Annotated in this window: 24 protein-coding genes; 13 read left to right on the top strand and 11 right to left on the bottom strand. The window is 70.9% G+C overall.

All coding sequences use genetic code 11. The features are described 5' to 3' along the window. Nucleotides 1-92: 92 nt before the first annotated feature. Complete coding sequence (locus ACIPUC_RS08170) at nt 93-305, top strand: hypothetical protein (RefSeq protein ID WP_446587521.1); 213 nt, start codon at nt 93-95, stop codon at nt 303-305. A 114-nt stretch (nt 306-419) separates the two neighbouring features. Here ACIPUC_RS08170 and ACIPUC_RS08175 read toward each other — a convergent pair whose 3' ends face one another. Further along, nucleotides 420-1,178, bottom strand: a complete 759-nt coding sequence (locus ACIPUC_RS08175) for a class I SAM-dependent methyltransferase (protein ID WP_446587682.1) — start codon at nt 1,176-1,178, stop codon at nt 420-422. Between the two features lie 62 nt (nt 1,179-1,240). Further along, on the bottom strand, nt 1,241-1,849 hold the full coding sequence (locus ACIPUC_RS08180; RefSeq protein WP_446587523.1) for a DUF3043 domain-containing protein: 609 nt from the start codon (nt 1,847-1,849) through the stop codon (nt 1,241-1,243). A 282-nt stretch (nt 1,850-2,131) separates the two neighbouring features. Here ACIPUC_RS08180 and ACIPUC_RS08185 point away from each other — a divergent pair, with 282 nt between their 5' ends. Both ACIPUC_RS08185 and pspAA read left to right on the top strand, forming a co-directional pair. Beyond that, the gene (locus tag ACIPUC_RS08185; protein ID WP_446587525.1) at nt 2,132-2,926 is read left to right on the top strand and encodes a PspA/IM30 family protein; all 795 of its coding nucleotides are present in this window, start codon (nt 2,132-2,134) and stop codon (nt 2,924-2,926) included. A 13-nt stretch (nt 2,927-2,939) separates the two neighbouring features. Then, complete coding sequence (pspAA, locus tag ACIPUC_RS08190; protein ID WP_446587527.1) at nt 2,940-3,218, top strand: PspA-associated protein PspAA; 279 nt, start codon at nt 2,940-2,942, stop codon at nt 3,216-3,218. Between the two features lie 69 nt (nt 3,219-3,287). Here pspAA and ACIPUC_RS08195 read toward each other — a convergent pair whose 3' ends face one another. Further along, on the bottom strand, nt 3,288-4,064 hold the full coding sequence (locus ACIPUC_RS08195) for a hypothetical protein (RefSeq protein WP_446587529.1): 777 nt from the start codon (nt 4,062-4,064) through the stop codon (nt 3,288-3,290). Between the two features lie 70 nt (nt 4,065-4,134). On the opposite strand from ACIPUC_RS08195, the gene ACIPUC_RS08200 reads away from it, so the two are divergent. Next, the gene (locus ACIPUC_RS08200; RefSeq protein WP_446587531.1) at nt 4,135-4,956 is read left to right on the top strand and encodes an adenosylcobinamide-GDP ribazoletransferase; all 822 of its coding nucleotides are present in this window, start codon (nt 4,135-4,137) and stop codon (nt 4,954-4,956) included. Nucleotides 4,957-5,008: 52 nt separating this feature from the next. Here ACIPUC_RS08200 and ACIPUC_RS08205 read toward each other — a convergent pair whose 3' ends face one another. Continuing rightward, nucleotides 5,009-5,905, bottom strand: coding sequence for an alpha/beta fold hydrolase (locus ACIPUC_RS08205; protein ID WP_446587533.1), 897 nt, complete (start codon nt 5,903-5,905; stop codon nt 5,009-5,011). Nucleotides 5,906-6,011: 106 nt separating this feature from the next. Between ACIPUC_RS08205 and ACIPUC_RS08210 the strand changes: the two genes are divergently transcribed. Next, nucleotides 6,012-6,737, top strand: a complete 726-nt coding sequence (locus tag ACIPUC_RS08210) for a response regulator (protein ID WP_446587535.1) — start codon at nt 6,012-6,014, stop codon at nt 6,735-6,737. Nucleotides 6,738-6,883: 146 nt separating this feature from the next. After that, nucleotides 6,884-10,003: an efflux RND transporter permease subunit gene (locus tag ACIPUC_RS08215; protein ID WP_446587537.1), complete on the top strand. Its 3,120-nt coding sequence runs from the start codon at nt 6,884-6,886 to the stop codon at nt 10,001-10,003. 53 nt (nt 10,004-10,056) lie between these two features. Here the strand turns inward: ACIPUC_RS08215 and ACIPUC_RS08220 are convergent, their stop codons facing one another. From ACIPUC_RS08220 to nadA, 3 genes are all read right to left on the bottom strand, one after another. After that, complete coding sequence (locus ACIPUC_RS08220; protein ID WP_446587539.1) at nt 10,057-12,363, bottom strand: caspase, EACC1-associated type; 2,307 nt, start codon at nt 12,361-12,363, stop codon at nt 10,057-10,059. Further along, entirely contained in the window at nt 12,350-12,739 is a 390-nt protein-coding gene (locus ACIPUC_RS08225) for a hypothetical protein (protein ID WP_446587540.1), read from the bottom strand. The genes ACIPUC_RS08220 and ACIPUC_RS08225 overlap by 14 nt, the downstream gene beginning before the upstream one ends. Before the next feature lie 84 nt (nt 12,740-12,823). Continuing rightward, nucleotides 12,824-14,011, bottom strand: coding sequence for a quinolinate synthase NadA (nadA, locus tag ACIPUC_RS08230; protein ID WP_446587542.1), 1,188 nt, complete (start codon nt 14,009-14,011; stop codon nt 12,824-12,826). Nucleotides 14,012-14,335: 324 nt separating this feature from the next. On the opposite strand from nadA, the gene erpA reads away from it, so the two are divergent. Next, entirely contained in the window at nt 14,336-14,692 is a 357-nt protein-coding gene (erpA, locus tag ACIPUC_RS08235; protein ID WP_030010511.1) for an iron-sulfur cluster insertion protein ErpA, read from the top strand. A gap of 73 nt (nt 14,693-14,765) precedes the next feature. On the opposite strand, the gene ACIPUC_RS08240 is transcribed toward erpA, so the two are convergent. Beyond that, nucleotides 14,766-16,220, bottom strand: a complete 1,455-nt coding sequence (locus ACIPUC_RS08240) for a hypothetical protein (RefSeq protein ID WP_446587545.1) — start codon at nt 16,218-16,220, stop codon at nt 14,766-14,768. Nucleotides 16,221-16,293: 73 nt separating this feature from the next. Continuing rightward, nucleotides 16,294-16,533: a hypothetical protein gene (locus tag ACIPUC_RS08245; protein ID WP_446587547.1), complete on the bottom strand. Its 240-nt coding sequence runs from the start codon at nt 16,531-16,533 to the stop codon at nt 16,294-16,296. 133 nt (nt 16,534-16,666) lie between these two features. On the opposite strand from ACIPUC_RS08245, the gene ACIPUC_RS08250 reads away from it, so the two are divergent. Next, entirely contained in the window at nt 16,667-17,641 is a 975-nt protein-coding gene (locus ACIPUC_RS08250) for a carbohydrate kinase family protein (RefSeq protein ID WP_446587549.1), read from the top strand. A gap of 50 nt (nt 17,642-17,691) precedes the next feature. On the opposite strand, the gene ACIPUC_RS08255 is transcribed toward ACIPUC_RS08250, so the two are convergent. Next, complete coding sequence (locus ACIPUC_RS08255) at nt 17,692-19,071, bottom strand: aminotransferase class V-fold PLP-dependent enzyme (RefSeq protein WP_446587551.1); 1,380 nt, start codon at nt 19,069-19,071, stop codon at nt 17,692-17,694. 283 nt (nt 19,072-19,354) lie between these two features. Between ACIPUC_RS08255 and ctaC the strand changes: the two genes are divergently transcribed. The 4 genes from ctaC to ACIPUC_RS08275 all read left to right on the top strand — a co-directional run bounded on the left by ctaC (nt 19,355) and on the right by ACIPUC_RS08275 (nt 23,819). Beyond that, nucleotides 19,355-20,329: an aa3-type cytochrome oxidase subunit II gene (ctaC, locus tag ACIPUC_RS08260; RefSeq protein WP_446587552.1), complete on the top strand. Its 975-nt coding sequence runs from the start codon at nt 19,355-19,357 to the stop codon at nt 20,327-20,329. Continuing rightward, nucleotides 20,326-22,062 (top strand): aa3-type cytochrome oxidase subunit I, encoded by a 1,737-nt coding sequence (ctaD, locus tag ACIPUC_RS08265; protein ID WP_446587554.1) that lies wholly within the window; start codon nt 20,326-20,328, stop codon nt 22,060-22,062. The genes ctaC and ctaD overlap by 4 nt, the downstream gene beginning before the upstream one ends. Continuing rightward, nucleotides 22,059-22,457: a cytochrome c oxidase subunit 4 gene (locus ACIPUC_RS08270; RefSeq protein WP_422465332.1), complete on the top strand. Its 399-nt coding sequence runs from the start codon at nt 22,059-22,061 to the stop codon at nt 22,455-22,457. The genes ctaD and ACIPUC_RS08270 overlap by 4 nt, the downstream gene beginning before the upstream one ends. Nucleotides 22,458-22,574: 117 nt before the next feature. Next, nucleotides 22,575-23,819 carry an Ig-like domain-containing protein gene (locus tag ACIPUC_RS08275; RefSeq protein ID WP_446587556.1) on the top strand — a complete coding sequence of 415 codons (1,245 nt, stop codon included), beginning with the start codon at nt 22,575-22,577 and terminating at the stop codon, nt 23,817-23,819. A gap of 60 nt (nt 23,820-23,879) precedes the next feature. On the opposite strand, the gene ACIPUC_RS08280 is transcribed toward ACIPUC_RS08275, so the two are convergent. Beyond that, nucleotides 23,880-24,284 carry a hypothetical protein gene (locus tag ACIPUC_RS08280; RefSeq protein ID WP_446587558.1) on the bottom strand — a complete coding sequence of 135 codons (405 nt, stop codon included), beginning with the start codon at nt 24,282-24,284 and terminating at the stop codon, nt 23,880-23,882. 199 nt (nt 24,285-24,483) lie between these two features. Here ACIPUC_RS08280 and ctaE point away from each other — a divergent pair, with 199 nt between their 5' ends. Beyond that, nucleotides 24,484-25,104, top strand: coding sequence for an aa3-type cytochrome oxidase subunit III (gene ctaE / locus ACIPUC_RS08285; protein ID WP_446587559.1), 621 nt, complete (start codon nt 24,484-24,486; stop codon nt 25,102-25,104).

A 25,104-nucleotide genomic window follows, 5' to 3' on the forward strand; every position in this document is an offset into this window, starting at 1 on the left:
GGGAGATCCTCCCGCGTCGCCGGGAGTGGTGCGCGCCCGGTTACTCTGCGGGCAGACTCAAGGCGAGCAGCGGACGAGCAACGGAGGCGGACATGGCGTGGACGTGGCGGTTCGAGACGGCCGAGGGCACGGAGACGAGCCCGGCGGTGGAACCGGAGGAGTTCACCACGCAGGGGGACGCGGAGTCCTGGATCGGTGAGGTCTGGAAGGAGCTGCTGGAGGGCGGTGTCGAGCAGGTGAAGCTGTCCGACGACGGCGGTACCGAGCTCTACACGATGAGCCTGCGCGCGGCGCTCGACGCGTAGCCCCTGCCGCGGGGCTGGGTTGCCACGGAGGGCAATTCCAGCCTCGCCGGCGTTCGAGGCGCGGGGGTGTGGGGGCGGAGCCGCCGCAAACGCCCCGCGCAGCGGGGCACGGCGTCAGCCCCGCACACCGCACAGGTGCAGCAGCGCGGCCACGCCCCGGTAGGGGTCGGTGCGCCCGGCGCGGTCCTCGGCGGCCAGCAGCCGCTCCAGCTCCTCCTCGGGCGGCAGGCTCTCGCCCGCCTCGGTGCCGTCGGTGAAGACGCGCACGCCGTACCAGGACTGCAGGGGCGCCCCGATCCCGCTCAGCGTGGCCGTCAGCCCGGCCAGCCGGTCGGCCCGTACGTCCATGCCCAGCCGGTTGCGGTAGTCGACGCTGTCGAAGGCGGTCAGCGCGCCCGTCCAGTCACCGCCCAGCCCGGGCCGCATGGCGAGCGCGTCGCCGTTGCGCACCAGCAGGGACAGCAGTCCGCCGGGTGCCAGCATCCGGGCCAGCCCGGCGAGCATGGCGTCCGGCTCGGGCACGTACATCAGCACCCCGTGGCACAGCACCACGTCGAAGCTGCCCGGCAGGAAGTGGGCGCCGGTCTCGCGGCCGTCGCCCTCCATGAGCCGGACCCGGTCGCGGATCCCGGCGGGTTCCGCCTCCAGCGCCTCGCGGGCGACGGCGAGCATCCCCGGGTCCTTCTCCAGGCCGGTCACCTTGTGCCCGGCGCGGGCGAGGCGCAGCGCCTGGGTGCCCTGGCCCATGCCGACGTCGAGAACGCGCAGCCGCTGCCCGACCGGGAAGCGCTGCGCGATCTGCTCGTCGACCTGCCGGCCCACGAGTTCCTGCCGGACCGCGTTGCGCAGTCCGCCCAGGCCCTCGAGCCACAGCCGGGCTCCTCCAGGACCACCCCAGGCGAAACCGTCCCCCGACGCTCCGGGCGTGCCTCGGCTCAGGGCCGTTCCCCGCGCTTGACCTGCGGCTTGGGCAGGCGCAGCCGGCGCATCTGGAGGGTGCGCATGAGGCCGTACGCGACGGCGCCGCGGCGGGGCTCGTTCGCGAAGCGCTCGTTGAGGGCCTTGCGGAGGCGGAACACCAGGCCGATGGAGTCGACCACGATCAGGGCGATCACGCCCATCCACAGGGTCAGCGCGATGTTCTGGATGGACGGCACGCGCACCATGCTCAGCACCAGGATGATCACTGCCAGGGGCAGGAACATCTCGGCGACCGAGAAGCGGGAGTCCACGTAGTCGCGGACGAACCTGCGGACGGGGCCCTTGTCGCGCGCGGGCAGGTACCGCTCGTCGCCGCTGGCCAGCGCCTCGCGCTGCTTGGCCATCTCTACACGGCGGCGTTCACGGGCTCGCTTGGCGTCCTCCTTGCGGTTGCCGGTCGAGGCCACGACGGCCTTGCGCTGCGACTGGGCCACAGCACGCTTCGGCGTCGGGCGGCCCTTCGGGGCCTGCGGGTCACGAGGCTGCGAGAGGTCGGCGCTCACCTTGTCGGCGGCGGCGTCCTTCTCTTCCTTGGAGGAGCGGTTACCAAACACAAAACCCAAGCCTACGTGGTTGCGGGCATGGGCCCCACCCCGGTGGGGAACGATCCGGCAACGGCGGGCGTCTTCCCCCGTACAGGGAGCGCGCGGTGGCCCGCTGTCCGCACCGGTCCGTACCGGTCGGGGGCCCACCTACTCCTTACGCCTGACAGGGCGGGGACGTAGTCGTCCTGGAGGAGGAGCGCATCCGTACTCGAACAGTGCGGTAATGGAGACAGGGCCCGTACTGTGGGTCCTGTTGGTGACCTGGAGCACAGTCCGTCTAGAAGGGGGCGCGCGAAGCCCATGAGCGGTGTCATGAAGCGTATGGGGATGATCTTCCGCGCGAAGGCGAACAAGGCCCTGGACCGGGCCGAGGACCCGCGCGAGACCCTCGACTACTCCTACCAGAAGCAGCTCGAGCTGCTTCAGAAGGTGCGCCGCGGCGTCGCCGACGTGGCGACCTCCCGCAAGCGCCTGGAACTGCAGCTGAACCAGCTCCAGAGCCAGTCCGGAAAGCTGGAGGACCAGGGCCGCAAGGCCCTCGCCCTGGGCCGCGAGGACCTGGCCCGCGAGGCCCTGTCCCGCCGTGCCTCCCTCCAGCAGCAGGTCAGCGACCTGGAGGCGCAGCACCAGACCCTGCAGGGCGAGGAGGAGAAGCTGACCCTCGCCTCCCAGCGGCTGCAGGCCAAGGTGGACGCCTTCCGCACCAAGAAGGAGACCATCAAGGCCACCTACACGGCCGCGCAGGCCCAGACCCGGATCGCGGAGTCCTTCTCCGGCATCTCCGAGGAGATGAGCGACGTCGGCCTGGCCATCCAGCGGGCCGAGGACAAGACCGCCCAGCTCCAGGCCCGTGCCGGAGCGATCGACGAGCTGCTGGCCTCCGGCGCGCTCGACGACCAGAGCGGGCTCGGTTCCAAGGACGACATCCAGGCCGAGCTGGACCGCCTGTCGGGCGGTACGGACGTGGAGCTGGAGCTCCAGCGGATGAAGGCCGAACTGGCGGGCGGCCCGTCCGCCCAGCAGCAGGCCCTCGAGGGCGGCGCCCCGGGCACCGCCCAGCAGCCCCAGACCCAGCACCGGTTCGACAAGCAGTAGGACGGGGTCCGTCATGATTGTCCGCATCATGGGGGAAGGCCAGGTGATGGTGGCCGACAGCCACTTCACCGAGCTCAACAAGCTGGACGACGAGCTGCTCGCGGAGATGGAGGGCGGTGACGAGGAGGGCTTCCGGCGCACGCTGGGCGCGCTGCTCGATGCCGTACGGCGGCTCGGCGAGCCGCTTCCCGACGAGGCGCTGGAGCCGTCGGAGCTGATCCTGCCCGGGGACGACGCGACCCTCGACGAGGTCAGGGAGATGCTCAGCGACAACGGCCTGATCCCGGGCTGAGCGCACGCCAGGCCACACCGACACGGTGGCGGGCCCGCTCCGGACTCCCCGGGGCGGGCCCGCCGCCGTTCAGTGCCCCGGCGGCTTCTTCAGGGAGACGGCGGGCCGCTCCGGGTCCGGGGTTCCCCCGATGAAGTTCTCGAACCTGCGCCGCGGTCCCGACCAGCGCCGGTCGTGGTGGAAGGCGCGCAGCCCGGCCTTGGCGCGGGCGCGCGGCCGGTTCGCGTAGAACTTCTTCGCGTACGGGGATCCGGGGCGGGCCAGCCGGACCGCGCCGATGAGCGCAACGAAGGGGATGACCACGCCGAAGACGGCCGTGCGCGCCTTGCCCTTCCACAGGGCGATCAGGGCCAGGAAGAAGTTGGTGGCCGTGTTCATGGCGACCAGCCCGCGGCTCTGCCGTTCCTCGGCGGTCAGGTCGTTCACCCCGAAGGGCACGAACCCGCCCAGGACCAGGGCCACCAGAGCGGCCGTCAGGACCACGACCTCCACGCTCTTGCGGCCCTCCTCGCTCCAGTACACGTCGTCGAGGTGCAGGATCAGCGCGAACTCGTCCAGGACCAGGCCCGCGCCCAAGCCGAAGATGACGGCCGAGAGTCCGGCGCCGAAGCCGTGCCGGGCGCTGCCGACCGCTCCGAAGCCGCCGATGATCACGAGGATGACGCCGGGCACCACGTGGTGGACGTGGATGCCGCCCGGGGTGACGTTCTTGAAGGGCCCCCTGCCGGCCCGGATCATCCGGGTGATCACACGGGTGACCAGGAACGACGTCACGAAGGAGAGCAGGGCGAGGAGCATGGGCAGCTTCCCCGGTTCGATGATGTTCCGATACCACCAGTGACCCATCCCACTGACTCCCTGTTTGGTAGGTAATGGGCAATTTACCGGTCACGGTGGGCGGGTAGCGTTCGCGCCGATGACAGATTCGTTCGAAGATCCGCCCCCCGCCCCGCCGGCGGACCGCGCCTCGTTCGCCGACGGCGTCCGCTTCGCGTTCGGCACGCTGACCGTGCTGCCCGCCCGCATCACCCGCTGGGACCGCCCCGCCGCCCGCACCGGCATGGCCTGCGCCCCGCTCGCCGGGCTGGTCGTCGGCCTGTGCGCCGCCGTGCCCGGGGCGCTCCTGCTGGTGCTCGGCGGGGGCCCGCTGCTCGCCGCGGCCGTCACCGTCGCCGTCCCGGCGGCGCTCACCCGGGGCCTGCACCTGGACGGACTCGCCGACACGGCGGACGGCCTGGGCAGCGCCAAACCCGCCGACCAGGCCCTGCGGATCATGAAGCAGTCCGACATCGGCCCCTTCGGCGTCGTGACCCTGGTGCTCGCCCTGCTGGTGCAGGTGGCCGCCGTGGCCGACGCCTACGCCGACAGCTGGATCCGCGGCGCCCTGGCCGCGGTGACCGCCGCCGTCACCGCTCGCCTGGCCATGACCCTCGCCTCCCGCGAGGGGGTCCCGGCCGCCCGCCCGGAGGGCCTCGGCGCGGCCGTCGCCGGGGTGGTGCCGCGCGCCGCGGCCACCGCCGTCACCGCCGCGGTCGTCGCGCTCGCCGCGGCCGCCGCCCTCCCCCTGGGCCTCCCGGCCGCCGGCCGCGCCGCCGTGGCGGTCCTGGCCGCGCTCCTCGTCGCGGAACTGCTCCTGCGCCGCTGCGTCCGCCGGTTCGACGGCGTCACCGGCGACGTCTTCGGAGCCCTGGCCGAGGTCTCCGCGACCACCGCCCTGATCGTCCTCGCCCTGGGCTGACGGCCGGGGGCTGACGGCCGGGGGGTGCCCGGCCGCCCCGACGCCGGGCCGGTCAGCCACTGGTGCGCGATTGCTCCGCGTCGTGGAGGAACTCGGGAACCCGGGCGTTGAAGGCCTGCACGGGGATGCCGTGTGCGGCGCCGGGTATGACCTCGGTCCGTACGTCCGGGATCAGGCGACGCGCACGGGCCTCGGCGCGGCGGGAGTCCATGACGCGGTCGGCGCCGCCGAGCAGCACGAGCGTGGGCACGGCGACCGAGCGCAACTCCTCATCGCTCATGCGCTGTGGCTGCGGCAGCCGGATCCTGAAGCCGCGCATCGCCTCCAGCGACAGCCGCACCCCCGCCTCGGCCTCCTCCGGGGGTGCGCCCGTCTCACCGATGAGGCCGGTGAACCAGCGGTGCTGGAGGCTCTCGGAGCCGCTCAGCAAGGCGGCGACGGAGCCGAGCAGGAAGCCCGCCTTGAGCGGGGCCAGGGCACGGGGCGGTTCGTACACCGTGACGGACACCATGCGCTCCGGCCTGCGTGCGGCGTGCCGGAGCGCGACGTAGCCGCCGTACGAGTGCCCGATCAGGTGGACGCGCTGCAGGCCCAGCCCGGTGAGCGTCTCCTCCAGCCAGGCCGCCGTGTCGTCGGCGCCGCCGATCCGACGGCTCTGCGTGCTGTATCCGGGCTCGCCCACGCGGTCGACGGCCAGCACGCGGCGGCCCTGCCGGGCCAACGCGACGACATGCGGGGCCCATTCGACGGGCGTCGCGCTCTGCCCGTGCAGGAGCACCACCGGTGTCCGGTCACCCGCACCGTAGGTGTGGACCCGGGTCCTTCCGAAACGGGTCGCGACGTCCTGCTCCTCGCGCGGATCGGGCCAGTACGCCATGGCGCGGTCATAGGCGGCCAGGACACGCGCTCGCGCGGTGTCATCGGTGAAGCAGCTGATCCGTGCGGCCATCGTCGACTTCCCCCGTCTGGCGGCCCGTGCGGCCCCCGCGGACGCGATCTTCGCAAGGGCAGGCCCGGCACGGTCCACCGGGGCTCACGCGCCTACTGTGGGGCGTATGACCGAGCCTGCCGACGCCATCCCCGTACGCCCGATCAGGGTGCTGCTCGCCGACGACCAGGCGCTGCTGCGCAGTGCGTTCAAGGTGCTCGTCGACTCCGAGCCGGACATGGAGGTCGTCGGGGAGGCCTCCGACGGGGCGCAGGCCTACGCGATGGCCCGCCGGACCCTTGCCGACGTCGTGCTCATGGACATCCGGATGCCCGGGACCGACGGGCTCGCCGCCACCCGCATGATCAGCGGCGACCCGGAACTGGCCGCCGTGCGCGTGGTCATGCTGACGACCTTCGAGGTCGACGAGTACGTGGCCGCCGCCCTGCGGGCCGGCGCCTCCGGCTTCCTCGGCAAGGGCGCCGAGCCCGAGGACCTCCTCAACGCCATCCGTGTCGCCCACGCCGGCGAGGCGCTGCTCTCGCCGGCCGCCACCAAGGGGCTCATCGCCACCTTCCTCGCCCAGGGCGGCGGCGCCGACCCGGCCGCCGCCGCGGCCGTCGCCGGATCGCACGCGGAGCGGCTCGCCGCGCTGACCGTCCGGGAGCGCGAGGTCCTCGTCCACGTCGCCGCGGGACTGTCCAACGACGGGATCGCCGGACGGCTCGAGGTCAGCCCGCTCACCGTCAAGACCCACGTGAACCGGGCCATGGCCAAGCTCGGTGCCCGCGACAGGGCCCAATTGGTGGTCATTGCCTACGAATCGGGACTGGTCCGGCCCCGGGCCGAGTAGCGGCGGGAGCGGATGGAGTAGTGCGGCGTACTCCGGACGCGGTATGCCGCACATAAGGACGGGACCTGCGAGCGACGCAACGGCGCCGCGGCGTGCGAAAGGCTGGAGTGCCCTTCGCCGACGTCACAGCAGAGAGATCCCTATCCATGTCCTGGCTGTCCCGCTTCAGCCTTGCCCAAAGGGCGTTGATCGGCCTCGTGTCGATCGTCGCGCTCCTCTTCGGCGCCATAGCCATCCCGCAGCTCAAGCAGCAGCTGCTGCCCTCCATCGAACTGCCGATGGTGTCCGTGCTCGCGCCGTACCAGGGCGCCTCGCCCGACGTGGTGGAGAAGCAGGTCGTCGAGCCGATCGAAGCCATGCTCAAGGGCGTTGACGGCATCACCGGCATCACCTCCACCGCCAGCGAGGGCAACGCCCTCGTCATGGCCACCTTCGACTACGGCGACAGCGGCACCAAGCAGCTCGTCGCGGACGTCCAGCAGGCCGTCAACCGGGCCCGCGTCCGGCTGCCCGCCGAGGTGGATCCGCAGGTGGTGGCCGGTTCCACCGACGACATCCCGACCGTCATCCTCGCCGTCACCTCCGACAAGGACCAGCAGGCCCTCGCCGACCAGCTGGAACGTTCCGTCGTCCCCGTCCTGTCGGACATCGAGGGCGTCGGCCAGGTCACCGTGGACGGCGTCCAGGACCTCCAGGTCGCCGTCACCCCCGACAACGCCAAGCTCGCGGCCGCCGGCCTCGACGGCGCCGCCCTCGCCCAAGGCCTCCAGGCGGGCGGCGCGACCGTACCCGCCGGCTCCTTCGACGAGGAGGGCAAGAACCGGACCGTCCGCGTGGGCGCCGGCTACACCTCCCTCGCCCAGGTCGAGGACCTGCGCCTGAGCCCCGGCCCCGGCAAGCCGGCCGTCCGCCTCGGCGACGTCGCCACCGTGAAGCAGGAGGCGGCCAAGGCCGTCTCGATCACCCGCACCAAAAGCAAGCCCAGCCTCGCCCTCGTCCTGACCATGGACAAGGACGGCAGCGCCGTCGCCATCTCCGACGCGGTCAAGGACAAGCTGCCCGAGCTGCGTTCCACGCTCGGCTCCGGCGCCGACCTGACCGTCGTGAGCGACCAGGGCCCGGCCGTCGCCAAGTCCATCTCCAGCCTCACCACCGAGGGCCTGCTCGGCCTGCTCTTCGCGGTGATCGTGATCCTGGTCTTCCTGGCCTCGCTGCGCTCGACCCTGGTCACCGCGGTCTCCATCCCGCTGTCCGTGGTCCTCGCGCTCGTCGTGCTCTGGACCCGCGACCTGTCGCTCAACATGCTGACGCTGGGCGCGCTCACCATCGCCATCGGCCGCGTCGTCGACGACTCGATCGTGGTGCTGGAGAACATCAAGCGCCACCTCGGCTACGGCGAGGAGCGCGAGGCCGCCATCATCACCGCGGTCAAGGAGGTCGCCGGCGCGGTCACCTCCTCCACGCTGACCACCGTCGCCGTCTTCCTGCCGATCGGCCTGGTCGGCGGCATGATCGGCGAGCTCTTCGGCTCCTTCTCGCTCACCGTCACCGCCGCCCTGCTGGCCTCGCTGCTCGTGTCGCTGACGGTCGTGCCGGTGCTCTCGTACTGGTTCCTCAGCGCGCCGAAGGGCGCTGCCGAGGACCCCGCGAAGGCCCGTCGCGACGCCGAGGAGAAGGAGGCGCGCAGCAAGCTCCAGCGGATCTACGTACGGGTCCTGGGCTTCGCCACCCGGCGCCGCCTGACCAGCGTGGCCATCGCGGTCGTCATCCTCATCGGCACCTTCGGGATGACCCCGCTGCTGAAGACCAACTTCTTCGACCAGGGGGAGCAGGACGTCCTGACGGTCAAGCAGGAGCTGGCCCCCGGCACCTCGCTGGCCGCCTCCGACGAGGCGAGCCGCAAGATCGAGCAGGCGCTGGCCTCGGTCGAGGGCGTCAAGAGCTACCAGGTCACCGTCGGCTCCTCCGGCTTCCTCGCCGCCTTCGGTGGCGGTACGGGCTCCAACCAGGCCTCGTACCAGGTCACCGTGAAGGACTCCGGCACGGCGGAGGCCGTCAAGAAGCAGATCGAGGGCAGGCTGGCCGCCCTCGACGGCATCGGCGAGACCCGGATCGCGGCGGGCGACGGCTTCGGCAGCCAGAACCTGAGCGTCGTCGTCAAGGCCGGAGACGGCGAGGTCCTCGCCAAGGCCGCCGAGCAGGTCCGCGCGGAAGTGGCAAAGCTGGGGAACGTCACCGACGTACAGAGCGACCTGTCGCAGTCCGTGCCGCGGATCTCGGTCACCGCCACCCCCAAGGCCGCGGACGCGGGCCTGAACCAGGCCGCGCTCGGCGCGATCGTCGCCCAGGCCGTACGGGGCAACCCGGCGGGCAAGGCCGTCCTGGACAACACCGAGCGCGACATCGTCATCAAGTCCGCCCAGCCCGCCACCACCCTGGCCGAACTGCAGGCCCTGCCGGTCGGCCCGCTCAAGCTCGGCGACATCGCCGAGGTCAAGGTGGTCCCCGGCCCCGTCGCGATGACCCGGATCGACGGCGCCCGCGCCGCCACCGTCACGGCGAAGCCGCTGGGCGACAACACGGGCGCGGTCAGCGCCGAGCTCCAGACCAAGCTCAAGGACCTGGACCTGCCGGAGGGCGCCACGGCCTCCATCGGCGGCGTCTCGGAGGACCAGGACGAGGCCTTCGCCTCGCTGGGCCTGGCCATGTTCGCGGCCATCGCGATCGTGTTCATGCTGCTGGTCGCGACCTTCCGGTCGCTGATCCAGCCGCTGATCCTGCTGGTCTCCATCCCGTTCGCGGCGACCGGCGCGCTCGGCCTGCTGATCGTCACCGGCACCCCGATGGGCGTCCCGGCGATGATCGGCATGCTGATGCTCATCGGCATCGTGGTGACCAACGCGATCGTCCTGATCGACCTGGTCAACCAGTACCGCGCCCAGGGCCTGGGCGTCGTGGAAGCCGTCGTCGAAGGCGGCCGCCACCGGCTCCGCCCCATCCTGATGACGGCCCTGGCGACGATCTTCGCGCTGCTTCCGATGGCGCTCGGCGTCACCGGCGAGGGCGGCTTCATCTCGCAGCCGCTCGCGGTCGTGGTGATCGGCGGCCTGGTCAGCTCGACCCTGCTGACCCTGCTCCTGGTGCCGACCCTCTACACGATGGTCGAGCTCCGCAAGGAACGCCGCCGGGCGAAGAAGACGGCCCGCCTGACGGTGGTCCCGAACCCGGCGCAGCCCTCGGACGAGGAGTCCCCGGCAACGGTCTGACCATGACCGTGCCGTAGCGGAAGGGGCGTCCCGCAATCGCGGGGCGCCCCTTCTCAGACAAGCGACAAGTAGGCGGCCACGGCCGCCTCGACGGCGTGCAGCATCACCCAGGTCTGCGTGGCGGGAGTCCAGACCCAGGCGTCCTCGGACGGGGCGACCAGGCCGCGTACGGCTTCGTACGTGAGCGCGGGCCACGCCGTACCGATCCGCTCGACCAGCCCGCCCGGATCCTGCTCTCCGTGGTTCTCGGCCAGGGCCCGCAGCGGCTGGGCGAACGCCCGCAGCAGCGCTGCGGTGACCTCGTCCTGCGCGTCGAGCCGCTGCGCCAGCACCGCCAGAGCGGCGGCCTCGCCCGGCAGCGCGCCGCGGACCAGGGTGGCCTGCCCACACCGCACGGCCTGCCGTACCTCCGCGATGTGCTGCTGGAGCGCCGCTTCGTCCGCCCCGCCGACGAAGATCTCGGCGACTTTCCCGGCCAGCAGCTGCCCTTCGAGGAATGCCCGGTCCTCCCCGCTGTTCTCGGTGCGGAGGTGCTCGAGGTACGCGGCATGGTCCTCGGTGTTCCCGCCGCCGCCGACCAGGGCCGTCCTGTGCGCCGTGGCGACCACGAGCCGGGCGGTGCCGAGGTGCTTGGCGCCGTACCCCGAGGTCTCGGCCCCGCTCAGGCGGCGGGCACCGGTGAAGCGCGACACGATCTCGCACTGGGCCCGCAGCCACACGGGGTTCAGACCGGGGAGGGGGACGGCCATGTACGGAGCGTCCCGGAAGCGTGCCGCGAGAGCGGCGAGGGTCTCCTCCGCGAAACGCGGGGCCACGACGATCAGGGCGCCCACGCTCTTCGTGGCGGGCCACACGCCGACGACTTCCGGCTTTGCGGCGGGCCACCGGGCGACGTCTTCCGGGGAGAGCGGGTGTTCGAAGAGCAGCACGTCGGCGTTGCGCAGTACCGTCCATCCCGTCGCTTCGTCGGCGGGGAGGTGCGGCGACCGATGGCCGCCCAGGACGCAGGCCCCGGATACGCGGTGGGTGGAGGGGGTGGTGGAGCCGGCGGACGGTTCCACCATGACGAAGGCGCCGAGCCCCGCGCCGTGTACGGCCCTGACCACGTTCCAGGCGAGGGAGGGGTGCGCCTGCGCCGGGGCGACGGCACGGCGCAGGTCCGCCTCGCTGACGGTCACTCCGGAGGGTGACCACTCGAAAAGGAGGTTCCGGGCCGCTTCGAGGACCGCTGAGACGGTTCTCCCCAGCACGGTGGGGTGGGAGCCCCGCGCCAGCGGCGGCTGGAGTGCACGGACCAGTGCTTCGAGGAGCACGACCGCGGTCGCGGTGCCGTCCCCGGCCCGCCCGTACTGGTCGGCCACGAGATCGCGGACGAGGCCGACACCCAGCGCCGCGTGGCCGGACCCGGCCGGCAGCGCCGCGACGATCTCCCGGGTGTCCGTGCTGGTGTACGGGGTCCCGTCCGGACCCGGGAGCAGGACGCGGCGCGGGACGGGCCCCAGGGTCCGGCGCAGCGGCGCGGCCGCGGCCGAGATGCCGGCGAGGATCTCGACGGCCGGGCTGGCGAGGGCCGGCAGCGGCTGGGGGAGGGGCTGCGGCGCCGAGCCGGTGGCGGCCCGGCGGGCCACCTTCAGCGTGCCCTGGCCGCCCAGGATCCAGCGCAGGGGGCTCTGGCGGGCGTCGCGGGCCAGCATCTCCTCGCGGACGTGGCCGTACAGGTCCTCCACGGAGACCCAGCCGTCGCCGTCCCGGTCCGCCCGGCCCGACCGCAGGCCCTCCAGCGCCGCCGCGGTGAAGACGGACAGCTTCCCCTCCCCCGTCTCGGTGACGGGGCCGTCGCCCTCCCAGGCCTGCTGGAGGGCGTCCGTGGCCGTGATCACCGCGACGCCGGTGTCCTCGAACTCCTCCAGCAGGTGCACGGACGTGTCCGCGGACTTCGCGCCGCCCGGCCTGAACGCCCCGCTGTAGCAGCAGTCGAGCAGCACCAGGATCTTGCGCGAGTTGCACCCGGTCAGCCGGCCGTTGACGAAGGCCGCCGGGACGGAGGTGGACTCCAGGAGGTCCCGGTCGGTGTCCGCGGCGGCGAAGTACAGCTGGAGCTTCGAGTCCTTGATGCCGTGGCAGGACAGGTACAGCAGCAGCTGGTCGTCCGGCTTGCGGCGGACGAAGAAGCGCTCGATCTCGCGCCGTACGACATGCGCCGGCTGGTCGATGACGGGCCGGACCGCGTAGCCGCCGATGCCGGGGTCGCTGAGCACTTCGGACAGCTTCATCGCGTCCAGGCCCGGGGAGCTCAGCTGGTTGAGCCGGGTGTCCTCGTACGACGAGGTGGCGACGACCAGCGCCTCACGCACCGCCACCGGGTGGCTCCTCCGCCCTCGTGGTCCGGCTGATGAAGTGGTCGAGGAGCCGCTGCCGCTCCGCGTCGGTCAGCCGCGCGGCCTCGAACTCGTCCTCCCCGATGCGCACGCGCACCTGCCGGGAGCCCGCCCACTGCACCCAGGACTCGAACGCCGCGACCACGGCCGCGAACAGCGGCGGTCCCACGGCCACCAGGATCTCGGCGGTCGTCAGGCCACCGGACTTGGACCCCGGCGGCGCGGGCAGCTCCCGTACGCGGACCTCGTCCACGCCCAGTTCGTCCAGCGCGGCCACCAGCTCGGCGCGGGCTTCCTCCTGAGCCTGCGCGTCGGCGTCCGGACCCGCGTCGGCCAGTACCTCGATGTAGCGCGTCATGGCGATCAACTCCCCCTTCGTAGGGGGGAGGTTAAACGAAAGGGGCACCCCTCGGGGTGCCCCTTTCGCTGATCGGTGCGGCGGCTACGGCAGCGCGAGCATGCGCTCCAGGGCCAGCTTCGCGAAGCTCTCGGTCTCCTTGTCGACCTGGATCTGGTTGACGAGGTTGCCCTCGGCCAGGGACTCCAGGGTCCACACCAGGTGGGGGAGGTCGATGCGGTTCATCGTCGAGCAGAAGCAGACCGTCTTGTCGAGGAAGACGACCTCCTTGTCCTCTGCGGCGAATCGGTTCGCCAGGCGGCGGACCAGGTTCAGCTCGGTGCCGATCGCCCACTTGGAACCGGCCGGGGCCGCCTCCAGCGCCTTGATGATGTACTCCGTCGAGCCGACGTAGTCCGCGGCCGCCACGACCTCGTGCTTGCACTCGGGGTGGACCAGGACGTTCACACCGGGGATGCGGGCGCGCACGTCGTTGACCGAGTCGACCGAGAACCGGCCGTGCACCGAGCAGTGCCCGCGCCACAGGATCATCTTGGCGCCCCGCAGCTGCTCGGCGGTCAGGCCGCCGTTCGGCTTGTGCGGGTTGTACAGGACGCAGTCGTCCAGGGACATGCCCATGTCGCGGACGGCGGTGTTGCGGCCCAGGTGCTGGTCCGGGAGGAAGAGGACCTTCTCGCCCTGCTCGAACGCCCACTCCAGGGCCTTCTTCGCGTTGGACGAGGTGCAGATCGTGCCGCCGTGCTTGCCGGTGAAGGCCTTGATGTCGGCGGAGGAGTTCATGTACGAGACGGGGACCGTCGCACCGGCTATGCCGGCCTCGGTCAGCACGTCCCAGCACTCCGCGACCTGCTCGGCGGTGGCCATGTCGGCCATCGAGCAGCCCGCGGCCAGGTCCGGCAGGACCACCTTCTGGTCGTCCGAGGTCAGGATGTCCGCGGACTCGGCCATGAAGTGCACGCCGCAGAAGACGATGTACTCGGCCTCCGGCTTGGCGGCCGCGTCCTTGGCCAGCTTGAAGGAGTCACCGGTGACGTCGGCGAACTCGATGACCTCGTCACGCTGGTAGTGGTGGCCGAGGATGAAGACCTTGTCCCCGAGCTTCTCCTTGGCCGCGCGGGCGCGCGCCACGAGGTCCGGGTCCGACGGCGAGGGCAGGTCGCCGGGGCATTCCACCCCGCGCTCGCTCTTGGGGTCGGCTTCGCGGCCGAGCAGCAGCAGGGCGAGGGGCGTCGGCTGGACGTCCAAAGGCTGGGCGGTGGTCACGACACGCACCCTTTCTGTTCTGCGACGAGGTACTGACGAGGTACTGACAAGGGACTTCTTCTGGCGCCGGTTCGACTTCTCGTCTACTTGACGCTATCTATCATAACCGCTTCACGTCAGTTTGACGATGCCGATAGTGTCAATGTGACGCATCACCCCGTCGATGCCGTCGATCCGCAGGGGGCGCCCGACCCGTGGTGTGCGAGCATGAATATCTGAAACAAGCGTCGGGTCCCGGAATGAATCCGCGGTCCCGCTCGTTGCCACCGACGGCAAGAGTCCGACGTTTCCCTGCCTCCGGCGGGGAGCCGCCCACTTCGGGAGTGAATGCAGATGTCCGTACAGGACGACAAGACCACTGTGAGCGACGGCATCCTCCTGTCCGACGCCGCCGCCGAGAAGGTCAGGACCCTGCTGGAGCAGGAAGGCCGCGATGACCTGGCGCTCCGCGTCGCCGTCCAGCCCGGCGGCTGCTCCGGCCTGCGCTACCAGCTCTTCTTCGACGAGCGCTCCCTCGACGGCGACGTCGTGAAGGACTTCGACGGCGTGAAGGTCGTCACCGACCGGATGAGCTCCCCGTACCTGCACGGTGCGTCCATCGACTTCGTCGACACCATCGAGAAGCAGGGCTTCACGATCGACAACCCGAACGCCACGGGCTCCTGCGCCTGCGGCGACTCGTTCAGCTAAGCCTGGACCGTACGCACGCCCGAGGGCCCGCCCCCGTCGCACACGCGACCGGAGGCGGGCCCTCGTCGTGCGCCTACTGCCGGGGGAGCGGCTTGCCCGTGGTCGCGTCGACCACCTTCCGGTCGCCCAGCGGCTTCTCGAGCGTCACCGTGACGGACATCTCCTGCGCGAGCATGATGCAGGCCTGACCCGGCTGGTTCGGCGTGTCCGTGATCTTCACCAGGACCGCGTCGGCGGACTCCCGGGCCGACGCGGAGTAGCTGCTGCAGACGCTGCCCCAGAAGTTCACGGTCAGCTTCCGGTCGGCCTGCGCGTACGAGAATCCGGGCACGGTACGACCGTCCTTCGGGCCGGGGACCGGCGTGCCGGCGTCCTGCGCGGCGGCGGCCGGCTCGGCCACCGTGCGGCCGGGGGCGTCGCCCTTGCCCGCCACCTCGAACAGCCAGGCCGGAACCAGACCCCGGGCCCCGTCCACCGTCCCGGACACCAGGCCCAGCACGGCGCCCTTGACCGTCTCCGTGCGCGGCGGCTTCATCGGGCGCGGCTCCGGGTTGCACGGCGGCGTGTCCGTGGCTCCCACCGGATGGTCCGGATCCAGCGGGACCGAGGTCGCGCAGCCGCTGGGCCCGGTACCGGTGCCGCCCGAACCGCCCGAGCGCGCGTTCAGCCGGGCCAGCGCCTCCACGGCCCCGACCACCTTCTGATCGGCCGCCCGTACGGGGGCCGTCAGCTCGCCGCTGCCCGCCACCACCGAGCCGTCGTCCCCCACGCTCACGGTGGTGGACCAGCCCTGCGTGGGCAGCCCGCCGACCACCGGGTCCGCGGTCACCACCCGTACGGAGCCGTGCGTCAGCCGGGCGTCCAGCTTCGCCTCGTCCTGGCCGACGGCGGCCAGCACCGGGCGGGCCGCCGCCTTGGCGGCCTCCTCGGACACCGGCTTGCCGGAGCTCGCGTTCCCCGCGTCCCGCGGCAGGGTGGCGGGGCCGCAGGTGTCCTTGCCGCGGACGCAGTCGTCGCCGGCCCCGTTGCCCGTCCCGTTTCCGGTCCCCGCCTGGAAGCGGCTGAAGTTCCATGTCCCCGGGGCCGTACGGGCCACCGTGAGCCGGGGCCCGGACCCGTCGGCGGCCTCCCCGGCCAGCCAGACGTCCCCGTTCAGCCGCGGTGTGCCCGGCACGCCCAGGGCCGCGGCGAGGCGGGCCGCCTGCGCCGAGGTGACCTCACCGGTCGCGCTGAAGGAGGGCGCGGAGGCCGGCGCCTCCGGCAGCGTGACGTCGGCCCGGTAGACCACGCCCTCGCCGGACGGGTCGGGCTCCCCGGGCGCGATGCCCGGGCCCGACGGGTCGCCCGCGTCACGGGGCGCGGAGGCCGCGCTCCCCTCCGTACGGGGGCCCGCACCGTCGCCGTGGGCGGTGGACGCCCAGTACGCGGTACCGCCGCCCGTCAGCAGGACGGCAGCCGCGATCGAGCCGACGGCCCAGGACGGCCGCCGTCGTGTACCGCGTGGTGTGCCGGGTTGTTCGCTGGTCACCGCATCGCTCCTCTACCTGTCCCGTCCTGCCTGATGCGGGTGGGACGGAACGCAGGCGCAACCGGTTCCCGTCCTACTGGTCCCCGTACGCCGCGGTGGAGGCGATCAGCCGCGCCGAGGCCGGCGGGACGCTGATCCCGTGGATCTGCGAGGGTGCCACGCGGACCGGCCGGGGACCCGCGGGAACCGCCCAGTGCGGGGCCATCCGGGCGCAGTCTCCCAGCAACCGGGCGAAACCCGGCTGCCGCGAGCCTTCCGCGCCGCGCCTGTCGGCGGTGTACTCGGAGTAGCCGAAGTCGTCGGTATACGTCATGCAGGCACCGTAGGCACCGCGCCGTACGGGAAGAAAGACCTACTACGGGGTAGTTTCGGCCGTTCGGCTCCGGGCCGTTGACCGGGTAGTTTTGACTGTCCCCCTCGCCTTCCTCCGCAGGAGCGTCCACGCCGTGCGCATCGCAGTCACCGGCTCCATCGCCACCGACCACCTCATGACCTTCCCCGGCCGTTTCGCCGACCAGCTGGTCGCGGACCAGCTGCACACGGTCTCCCTCTCCTTCCTCGTCGACAACCTCGACGTCCGGCGGGGCGGTGTCGGCCCGAACATCTGCTTCGGCATGGGTCAGCTCGGCACCCGCCCGATCCTCGTCGGCGCCGCCGGCTACGACTTCGACGAGTACCGCGCCTGGCTCGACCGGCACGGCGTCGACACCGAGTCCGTCCGGATCTCCGAGGTGCTGCACACCGCGCGCTTCGTGTGCACCACGGACGCCGACCACAACCAGATCGGCTCCTTCTACACGGGCGCGATGAGCGAGGCCCGCCTGATCGAGCTGAAGGCCGTCGCCGACCGGGTGGGCGGCCTGGACCTGGTCCTGATCGGCGCGGACGACCCCGAGGCGATGCTGCGCCACACGGAGGAGTGCCGGACGCGGGGGATCCCCTTCGCCGCCGACTTCTCGCAGCAGATCGCCCGGATGGACGGCGAGAACATCCGCACCCTGATGGAGGGCGCGACGTACCTCTTCTCGAACGAGTACGAGAAGGGCCTCATCGAGTCCAAGTCGGGCTGGTCGGACGCGGAGATCCTGGCGAAGGTCGGCACGCGGGTGACCACGCTGGGCTCGAACGGCGTCCGGATCGAGCGGGTCGGCGAGGCCCCCCTCGTGATCGGCTGCCCGGAGGAGAACGCGAAGGTCGACCCGACGGGTGTCGGCGACGCGTTCCGCGCCGGCTTCCTGACCGGGCTGACCTGGGGCGTCGGCCTGGAGCGCGCCGCGCAGGTCGGCTGCATGCTCGCCACCCTCGTGATCGAGACCCTGGGCACGCAGGAGTACACCCTGGCCCGGGCCCACTTCATGGAGCGCTTCACGAAGGCGTACGGCGACGAGGCCGCGGCCGAAGTCCAGGCCCACCTGTCGTAGCCCCCGCCAGGGGTGGGGGGGGGGGGCGCCCCCCCCGCACCCCCGCGGGGTCAGAGCAGGCGGCGGACCGTGTACGCCACACCCACGGGACGCTCGGCTTCGCCGAGATACGCGTGGCCGCGCATGCCGCACCACGCCGGGATGTCCAGCCGGGCCACCTCGTCGTCGGAGACGACCGTGACCGTGCCGCCCACCGGCACCCGGCCGATGGCGGCGGCCAGCTCGATCACCGGCTGCGGACACCGCAGCCCGAGCGCGTCCAGCTCCAGGGACTCCGACTCCGCGACCGGCGGCACGGCTTCGGTCACGCCCAGCCGCTCCCGTACCCCGGACACCGCCCCCGGCAGCACCTCCAGGAACCCGTTGACCTCCTCCGCCGTGGTCCCCGGCGGCAGGGACACCCGTACGTTGCCCTCCGACAGCACGCCCATCGCCCGCAGCACGTGACTGGGGGTCAGCGTCGAGCTCGTGCACGAGGAGCCCGAGGACACCGAGTACCCGGCCCGGTCCAGCTCGTGCAGCAGGATCTCGCCGTCCACGTACAGGCAGGAGAACGTGACGAGGTGGGGCAGCCGGCGGTCCGGATGGCCGACCACCTCCACGTCCGGGACCAGCCGGACCACCCGCCGCCGGATCCGGTCCACCAGGATCCGCAACCGGTCCGCCTCCGCGTCGGCCTCGGCCCGTACGGCCCGCAAGGACGCTGCCGCCGCCACGATCGCGGGAAGGTTCGCGAAGCCGGGGGAGCGGCCCGCTTCCCGTTCGTCCGCCGGGTGTTGGGGGGAGAACCGGACTCCCTTGCGGACGGCGAGCAGACCGACCCCCGGCGGGCCGCCCCACTTGTGCGCACTGGCGGCCAGCACGGACCAGGCACCCTCCACCGGGCCCCAGGCCAATGACTGCGCCGCGTCCACCAGCAGCGGGACCCCCGCCTCCGCGCAGACCCCGGCCACCTCCGCCACCGGCTGGACCGTGCCCACCTCGTGGTTGGCGGACTGGAGGCAGGCCAGGGCGGTCGACGGGCCCACGGCGTCCGCGTACCCGGCGGCGGTCACCGCGCCGTACCGGTCCACCGGGACCTCGGCGACCGTGCCCCCGGCGGCCTCGTGCACCTGCGCCGTGTGGAGTACAGAACTGTGTTCGACCGCCGATAGGACCAGATGCCTCCCGACGCGGCGGCGCCCCGCGAGGACCCCCGCGACCCCCGTGTGAACCGCGTGCGTCCCCGAAGGAGTGAACACCAGCTCGTCGACCCGGCATCCGACCGCCTCCGCGGCCGCCTCCCGCGCCGCGTCCAGCAGCAGCCGCGCCCGCCTGCCCTCCCGGTACAGGCGGGCCGGATCGGCCCAGCCCTCGTCCAGGGCGGCCTGCAACGCCTGCCGGGCCACGGGGTGCAGGGGGGCGGCGGACGCGATGTCGAAGTACGGCATAGGCGCACGCTAACCGGCAACCGGGAGCGCCCGAGGTCAGGGGCCGTCAGATGTCTTCCGGAGGCCCCCATTCAGGGCTGCTTGCACCATCCCCCGGACGGCGGATCCATCCCTTCGGGGGCAGTAGCGGCGCGTTGGGCACCCTCCCCGCGCGACCCCAAATAGCGTCCAGTAGGGTTTGGTCCGCATAAACATCCAAACCCCTGCCTGCGTCAGGGCCGGCGACCGACCCGAACACGGCCGCGGCCGGCCGCGCGGGCCGAGACTCTCGGGAAGGCGCTACGTGAGTCCCTACGGCTCCGACCGCTCGCCGCGGCGCCCGATGCGGCGGAAGCTGCTGCAGGCGCTGACTGCGGGCGCGGTCCTGGCGACCGCCACTGGTTGCTCGTTTAACTGGAAAAGCTTCCCCCGCCTCGGAATGCCGACGCCGGTCACCGAGGAGGCGCCGCGCATCCTCTCCCTGTGGCAGGGCTCCTGGGCGGCCGCGCTCGTCACGGGCATCCTGGTGTGGGGCCTGATCATGTGGAGCGTCATCTTCCACCGGCGCAGCCGGACGAAGGTGGAGGTCCCCCCACAGACCCGGTACAACATGCCCATCGAGGCGCTGTACACCGTGGTCCCGCTCATCATCGTCTCGGTGCTCTTCTACTTCACCGCGCGTGACGAGTCGAAGCTGCTCTCCCTCTCCGCCAAGCCGGCGCACACGATCAACGTGATCGGCTTCCAGTGGAGCTGGGGCTTCAACTACATCGAGAACGTCGACGGCGACGCGGCGACCCCGAAGGCGGACGCGGTTCCCAAGGAACTCGCCTCCATCCCGGACCGCTTCACCAAGGACTTCCCCAAGGGCGCCGAAGGCGTCTACCAGAAGGGTGTCCCCGGCGACCGCAACGCGGACACGAACAACCCCGGGCCGACCCTGGTCCTGCCCGTGGGTGAGAAGGTCCGCTTCATCCTGTCGTCGAACGACGTCATCCACTCCTTCTGGGTGGTTCCCTTCCTGTTCAAGCAGGACGTCATCCCGGGCCACACCAACGTCTTCGAGGTCACCCCGACCCAAGAAGGCACCTTCGTGGGCAAGTGCGCCGAGCTCTGCGGCGTCGACCACTCCCGGATGCTCTTCAACGTCAAGGTGGTCTCGCCCGAGGAGTACCGGGCGCACCTGAAGGAGCTGGCGGAGAAGGGGCAGACCGGCTACCTCCCGGCCGGCATCAAGCAGACCGACCCGGCCCGGAATGCGGAGACGAACAAACTGTGAGCATCCTCAACGAATCCCAGGGTGCCGCCGCAGCTGACTCGTACGAGAACGAGCTGCCGGTACGGCGCAAGCAGCCGGGCAACGTGGTCGTGAAGTGGCTCACCACCACCGACCACAAGACCATCGGCACGATGTACCTGGTCACGTCGTTCGTGTTCTTCCTCATCGGCGGCCTCCTGGCGCTCTTCATGCGCGCCGAGCTGGCCCGTCCGGGCACGCAGATCATGTCGAACGAGCAGTTCAACCAGGCGTTCACGATGCACGGCACGATCATGCTGCTGATGTTCGCGACGCCGCTGTTCGCCGGATTCGCGAACTGGATCATGCCGCTGCAGATCGGCGCGCCCGACGTGGCGTTCCCGCGGCTGAACATGTTCGCGTACTGGCTGTACCTCTTCGGCTCGACCATCGCGGTGGCCGGCTTCGTCACCCCGCAGGGTGCGGCCGACTTCGGCTGGTTCGCCTACTCCCCGCTGTCGGACGCGGTCCGCTCGCCGGGCATCGGCGCCGACATGTGGATCATGGGTCTGGCCTTCTCGGGCTTCGGTACGATCCTCGGCTCGGTCAACTTCATCACCACGATCATCTGCATGCGCGCACCCGGCATGACGATGTTCCGCATGCCGATCTTCACCTGGAACGTGCTGCTGACCGGTGTCCTGGTCCTGCTCGCCTTCCCGGTGCTGGCCGCCGCGCTCTTCGCGCTGGAGGCCGACCGCAAGTTCGGCTCGCACATCTTCGACGCGGCCAACGGCGGCGCGTTGCTGTGGCAGCACCTCTTCTGGTTCTTCGGACACCCAGAGGTGTACATCATCGCGCTGCCGTTCTTCGGCATCGTCTCCGAGGTCATTCCGGTCTTCTCCCGCAAGCCGATGTTCGGCTACATCGGCCTGATCGCGGCGACGATCGCGATCGCCGGCCTCTCGGTGACCGTGTGGGCCCACCACATGTACGTCACCGGCGGTGTGCTGCTGCCCTTCTTCTCGTTCATGACCTTCCTGATCGCGGTACCGACCGGTGTGAAGTTCTTCAACTGGATCGGCACCATGTGGAAGGGCTCGCTGTCCTTCGAGACTCCGATGCTGTGGACGATCGGCTTCCTGGTCACCTTCACCTTCGGTGGCCTGACCGGCGTCATCCTGGCCTCGCCCCCGATGGACTTCCACGTATCCGACTCGTACTTCGTCGTCGCGCACTTCCACTACGTCGTCTTCGGCACCGTGGTCTTCGCGATGTTCGCGGGCTTCCACTTCTGGTGGCCGAAGTTCACGGGCAAGATGCTGGACGAGCGCCTCGGCAAGATCACGTTCTGGACGCTGTTCATCGGTTTCCACGGCACCTTCCTGGTGCAGCACTGGCTGGGCGCCGAGGGCATGCCGCGCCGTTACGCGGACTACCTGGCCGCCGACGGTTTCACCGCGCTGAACACGGTCTCGACGATCAGCTCGTTCCTGCTCGGCCTGTCGATGCTGCCGTTCATGTACAACGTCTGGAAGACGGCCAAGTACGGCAAGAAGATCGAGGTCGACGACCCGTGGGGTTACGGCCGTTCGCTCGAGTGGGCGACGTCCTGCCCGCCGCCGCGGCACAACTTCCTCACCCTGCCGCGGATCCGTTCCGAGTCCCCGGCGTTCGACCTGCACCACCCGGAGATCGCGGCCCTCGACCACCTCGAGGACCACACCGCCGGTGGCACCAAGGCGCTCACCGGTGACAAGGAGGCCGGCAAGTGAAGATCCAGGGCAAGATGTTCCTCTGGCTCTCCTTCTTCATCCTGGTCATGGCCGTCGTGTACGGCGTGTGGTCGAAGGAGCCCGTAGGCACCACCGCGCTCTTCCTGGCCTTCGGCCTGAGCGTCATGATCGGCTACTACCTGGCCTTCACGGCCAAGCGCGTAGACGAGATGGCCCAGGACAACCTGGAGGCCGACGTCGCCGACGAGGCCGGCGAGCTGGGGTTCTTCGCCCCGCACAGCTGGCAGCCGCTCTCGCTGGGGATCGGTGGCGCGCTCGCGTTCATGGGCGTCATCTTCGGCTGGTGGCTCATGTACTTCTCGGCCCCGATCATCCTGATCGGCCTGTGGGGCTGGGTGTACGAGTACTACCGCGGTGAGAACCAGAACCAGTAGCAAGACCCGTAGCACGCAGTGAACCCGGGGCCCGGACACCTCTTCGGAGGAGTCCGGGCCCCTCGTTTGCAGTCACCCCGCGCGCCGTAATTGTCATATCTTCATAGCGTTGGCTCCATGAAGCACTCACCGCGTCTTTGGACGGTACTCAGCTGCTCACTGCTGGTCGCGTCCCTCGGGGCCGGCGCCACCGCATGCGGGTCCGGCGACAACCCGCTGTCAGCCCGCCCGTACGACGCGGGCGAGCAAGTCGCCTTCAACCAGGCCGCCGGCGGGCGCCCCGTGGACCCCAACAAGCCCCTCGAAGTCACCACGAAGGGGGGTGAGGCACGCATCACCGACGTCACCGTCGTGGACACCCACGGACGCCGCCTGGCGGGCGAGCTGTCCGCCAAGGGAGACCGCTGGCACAACACGGCGTCCATGGCGGCAGGCGTCCGCTACACGGTCACCGTCAGCACCGAGAACGGCAAGGGAGCCCCGGGGCAGCGCACGATCTCGTTCGACACCACCCCGGCCAAAGGCGTCCTGAAGGTCGAATTCGGGCCGGAGGAAGGCAAGTACGGCGTCGGACAGCCCCTCACCGCCGACCTCAGCGAACCCGTCAAGGACAAGGCCGCCCGCGCCGTCGTCGAACGGGGGCTCGTCGTCACCGCCCCCGCCGGCGTCGAGGGCGCCTGGCACTGGGTCGACGACAAGACGCTCCACTACCGGCCCAAGGAGTACTGGCCGGCCAACACGGAGGTCTCCGTACGGAGCAACCTGGAGGGCGTTCTGATCCAGGACCACCTCTACGGGGCCGCGGCCAAGCCGCTGAAGCTGGAGATCGGCGACCGCGTCGAGGTCACCACCGACGCCTCCTCGCACTACCTCACGTTCAAGCGCAACGGAGAAGTGATCAACACCATTCCGGTGACCACCGGAAAGCCCGGCTTCTCCACCCGCAACGGCGTCAAGGTGGTGCTCGGCAAGCAGTACTACGTCCAGATGCGCGGGGACACCGTCGGCATCGGCGGCAGTGAGTACTACAACCTGCCCGTCTACTACGCCACGCGCGTCACCTGGAGTGGTGAATACGTCCACGCCGCGCCGTGGTCCGTCGGCTCGCACGGCTATGCGAACGTCAGCCACGGCTGCACCGGCATGAGCACCGGCAACGCCGCCTGGTTCTACGAGAACATCACCGAGGGCGACATCGTCCAGGTGATCAACAGTATCGGCGACGACATGGACATCTTCGGCAACGGCTTCGGCGACTGGAACATGGACTGGAAGGACTGGCGGCAGGGCAGCGCCCTCCTCAAGGGCACCCAGGAAGGCCGCAGCCCCGTCGACCAGGCCCGCCTGCGGCCCACCGTCTGACCGTCGGGCCGTCAGGCCGTCCGAGGGCCCACGGGAACCCCGGGGCCCGCGGACGGCCCGTCAGGCGGCCGAGGAGGCCAGGCGGGAGCGCAGCAGGGCCGCCAACGCGTCCGCGAACTCCACCGGGTCCACCGGCAGGGTCACCGCCGCGTCCGCGCGGCTCCACGTGGCCAGCCAGGCGTCCTGGGGGCGCCCCATCAGCAACAACACCGGCGGACACCGGAAGATCTCGTCCTTGATCTGCCGGCACACGCCCATGCCCCCGGCCGGAACCGCCTCGCCGTCCAGCACGCACACGTCGATGCCGCCGGCGTCCAGCTCCGACAGAACCGCCGGCAGCGTCGCGCACTCCAGGAACTCCACCGGCGGCAGGTCCGCGGCCGGCCTGCGCCCTGCCGCCAGCCGCACCTGCTCCCGGGTGCCCGCGTCGTCGCTGTACACCAGAACCCGCGCAGTCGCCCGCATTTCGTTCCTCCACGTGTCACGTGAATCACGTTGATGTTGCGCGGGATGCTACTCCTCCCCATGCGCTGCCAACATCGGTTCGGACACCCTCGCACGAGACGCTCATTCGCTCATCTGATGGGCCGTTCGGGCCTTGCACACGCCCCGGACACTCCGAACGGCACCCCCCGGGGTGAGGGCGGGATAAGCGACCGACATAATGTCGGTCGTGGCGACAGCAACGACAGTAGATACCGGGCACGCGCACCCGACGGTCAACCGGCCGAACCTCGTCAGCGTCGGAACCATCATCTGGTTGAGTTCCGAGCTGATGTTCTTCGCGGCCCTCTTCGCGATGTACTTCACCCTGCGATCCGTGACAGGCGCCGAGTTCTGGACAGAGAAGGCCGCGGCCTTGAATCTGCCCTTCTCGGCGACGAACACGACGATCCTGGTGCTCTCCTCGCTCACCTGCCAGCTCGGCGTATTCGCCGCCGAGCGCGGTGACGTGAAGAAGCTCCGGACGTGGTTCATCATCACGTTCGTCATGGGTGCGATCTTCATTGGCGGCCAGGTGTTCGAGTACACCGAGCTGGTCAAGCACGAGGGCCTCAGCCTCTCGTCAGACCCGTACGGGTCGGTGTTCTACCTGACCACCGGCTTCCACGGTCTGCACGTGACGGGCGGTCTCATCGCCTTCCTGCTGGTCCTCGGCCGGACGTACGCGGCCAAGAGGTTCACCCACGAACAGGCCACGTCGGCCATCGTCGTGTCCTACTACTGGCACTTCGTCGATGTCGTCTGGATCGGCCTCTTCGCGACGATCTACCTGATCAAGTAG

This window comes from Streptomyces sp. LARHCF249, from assembly GCF_052871255.1.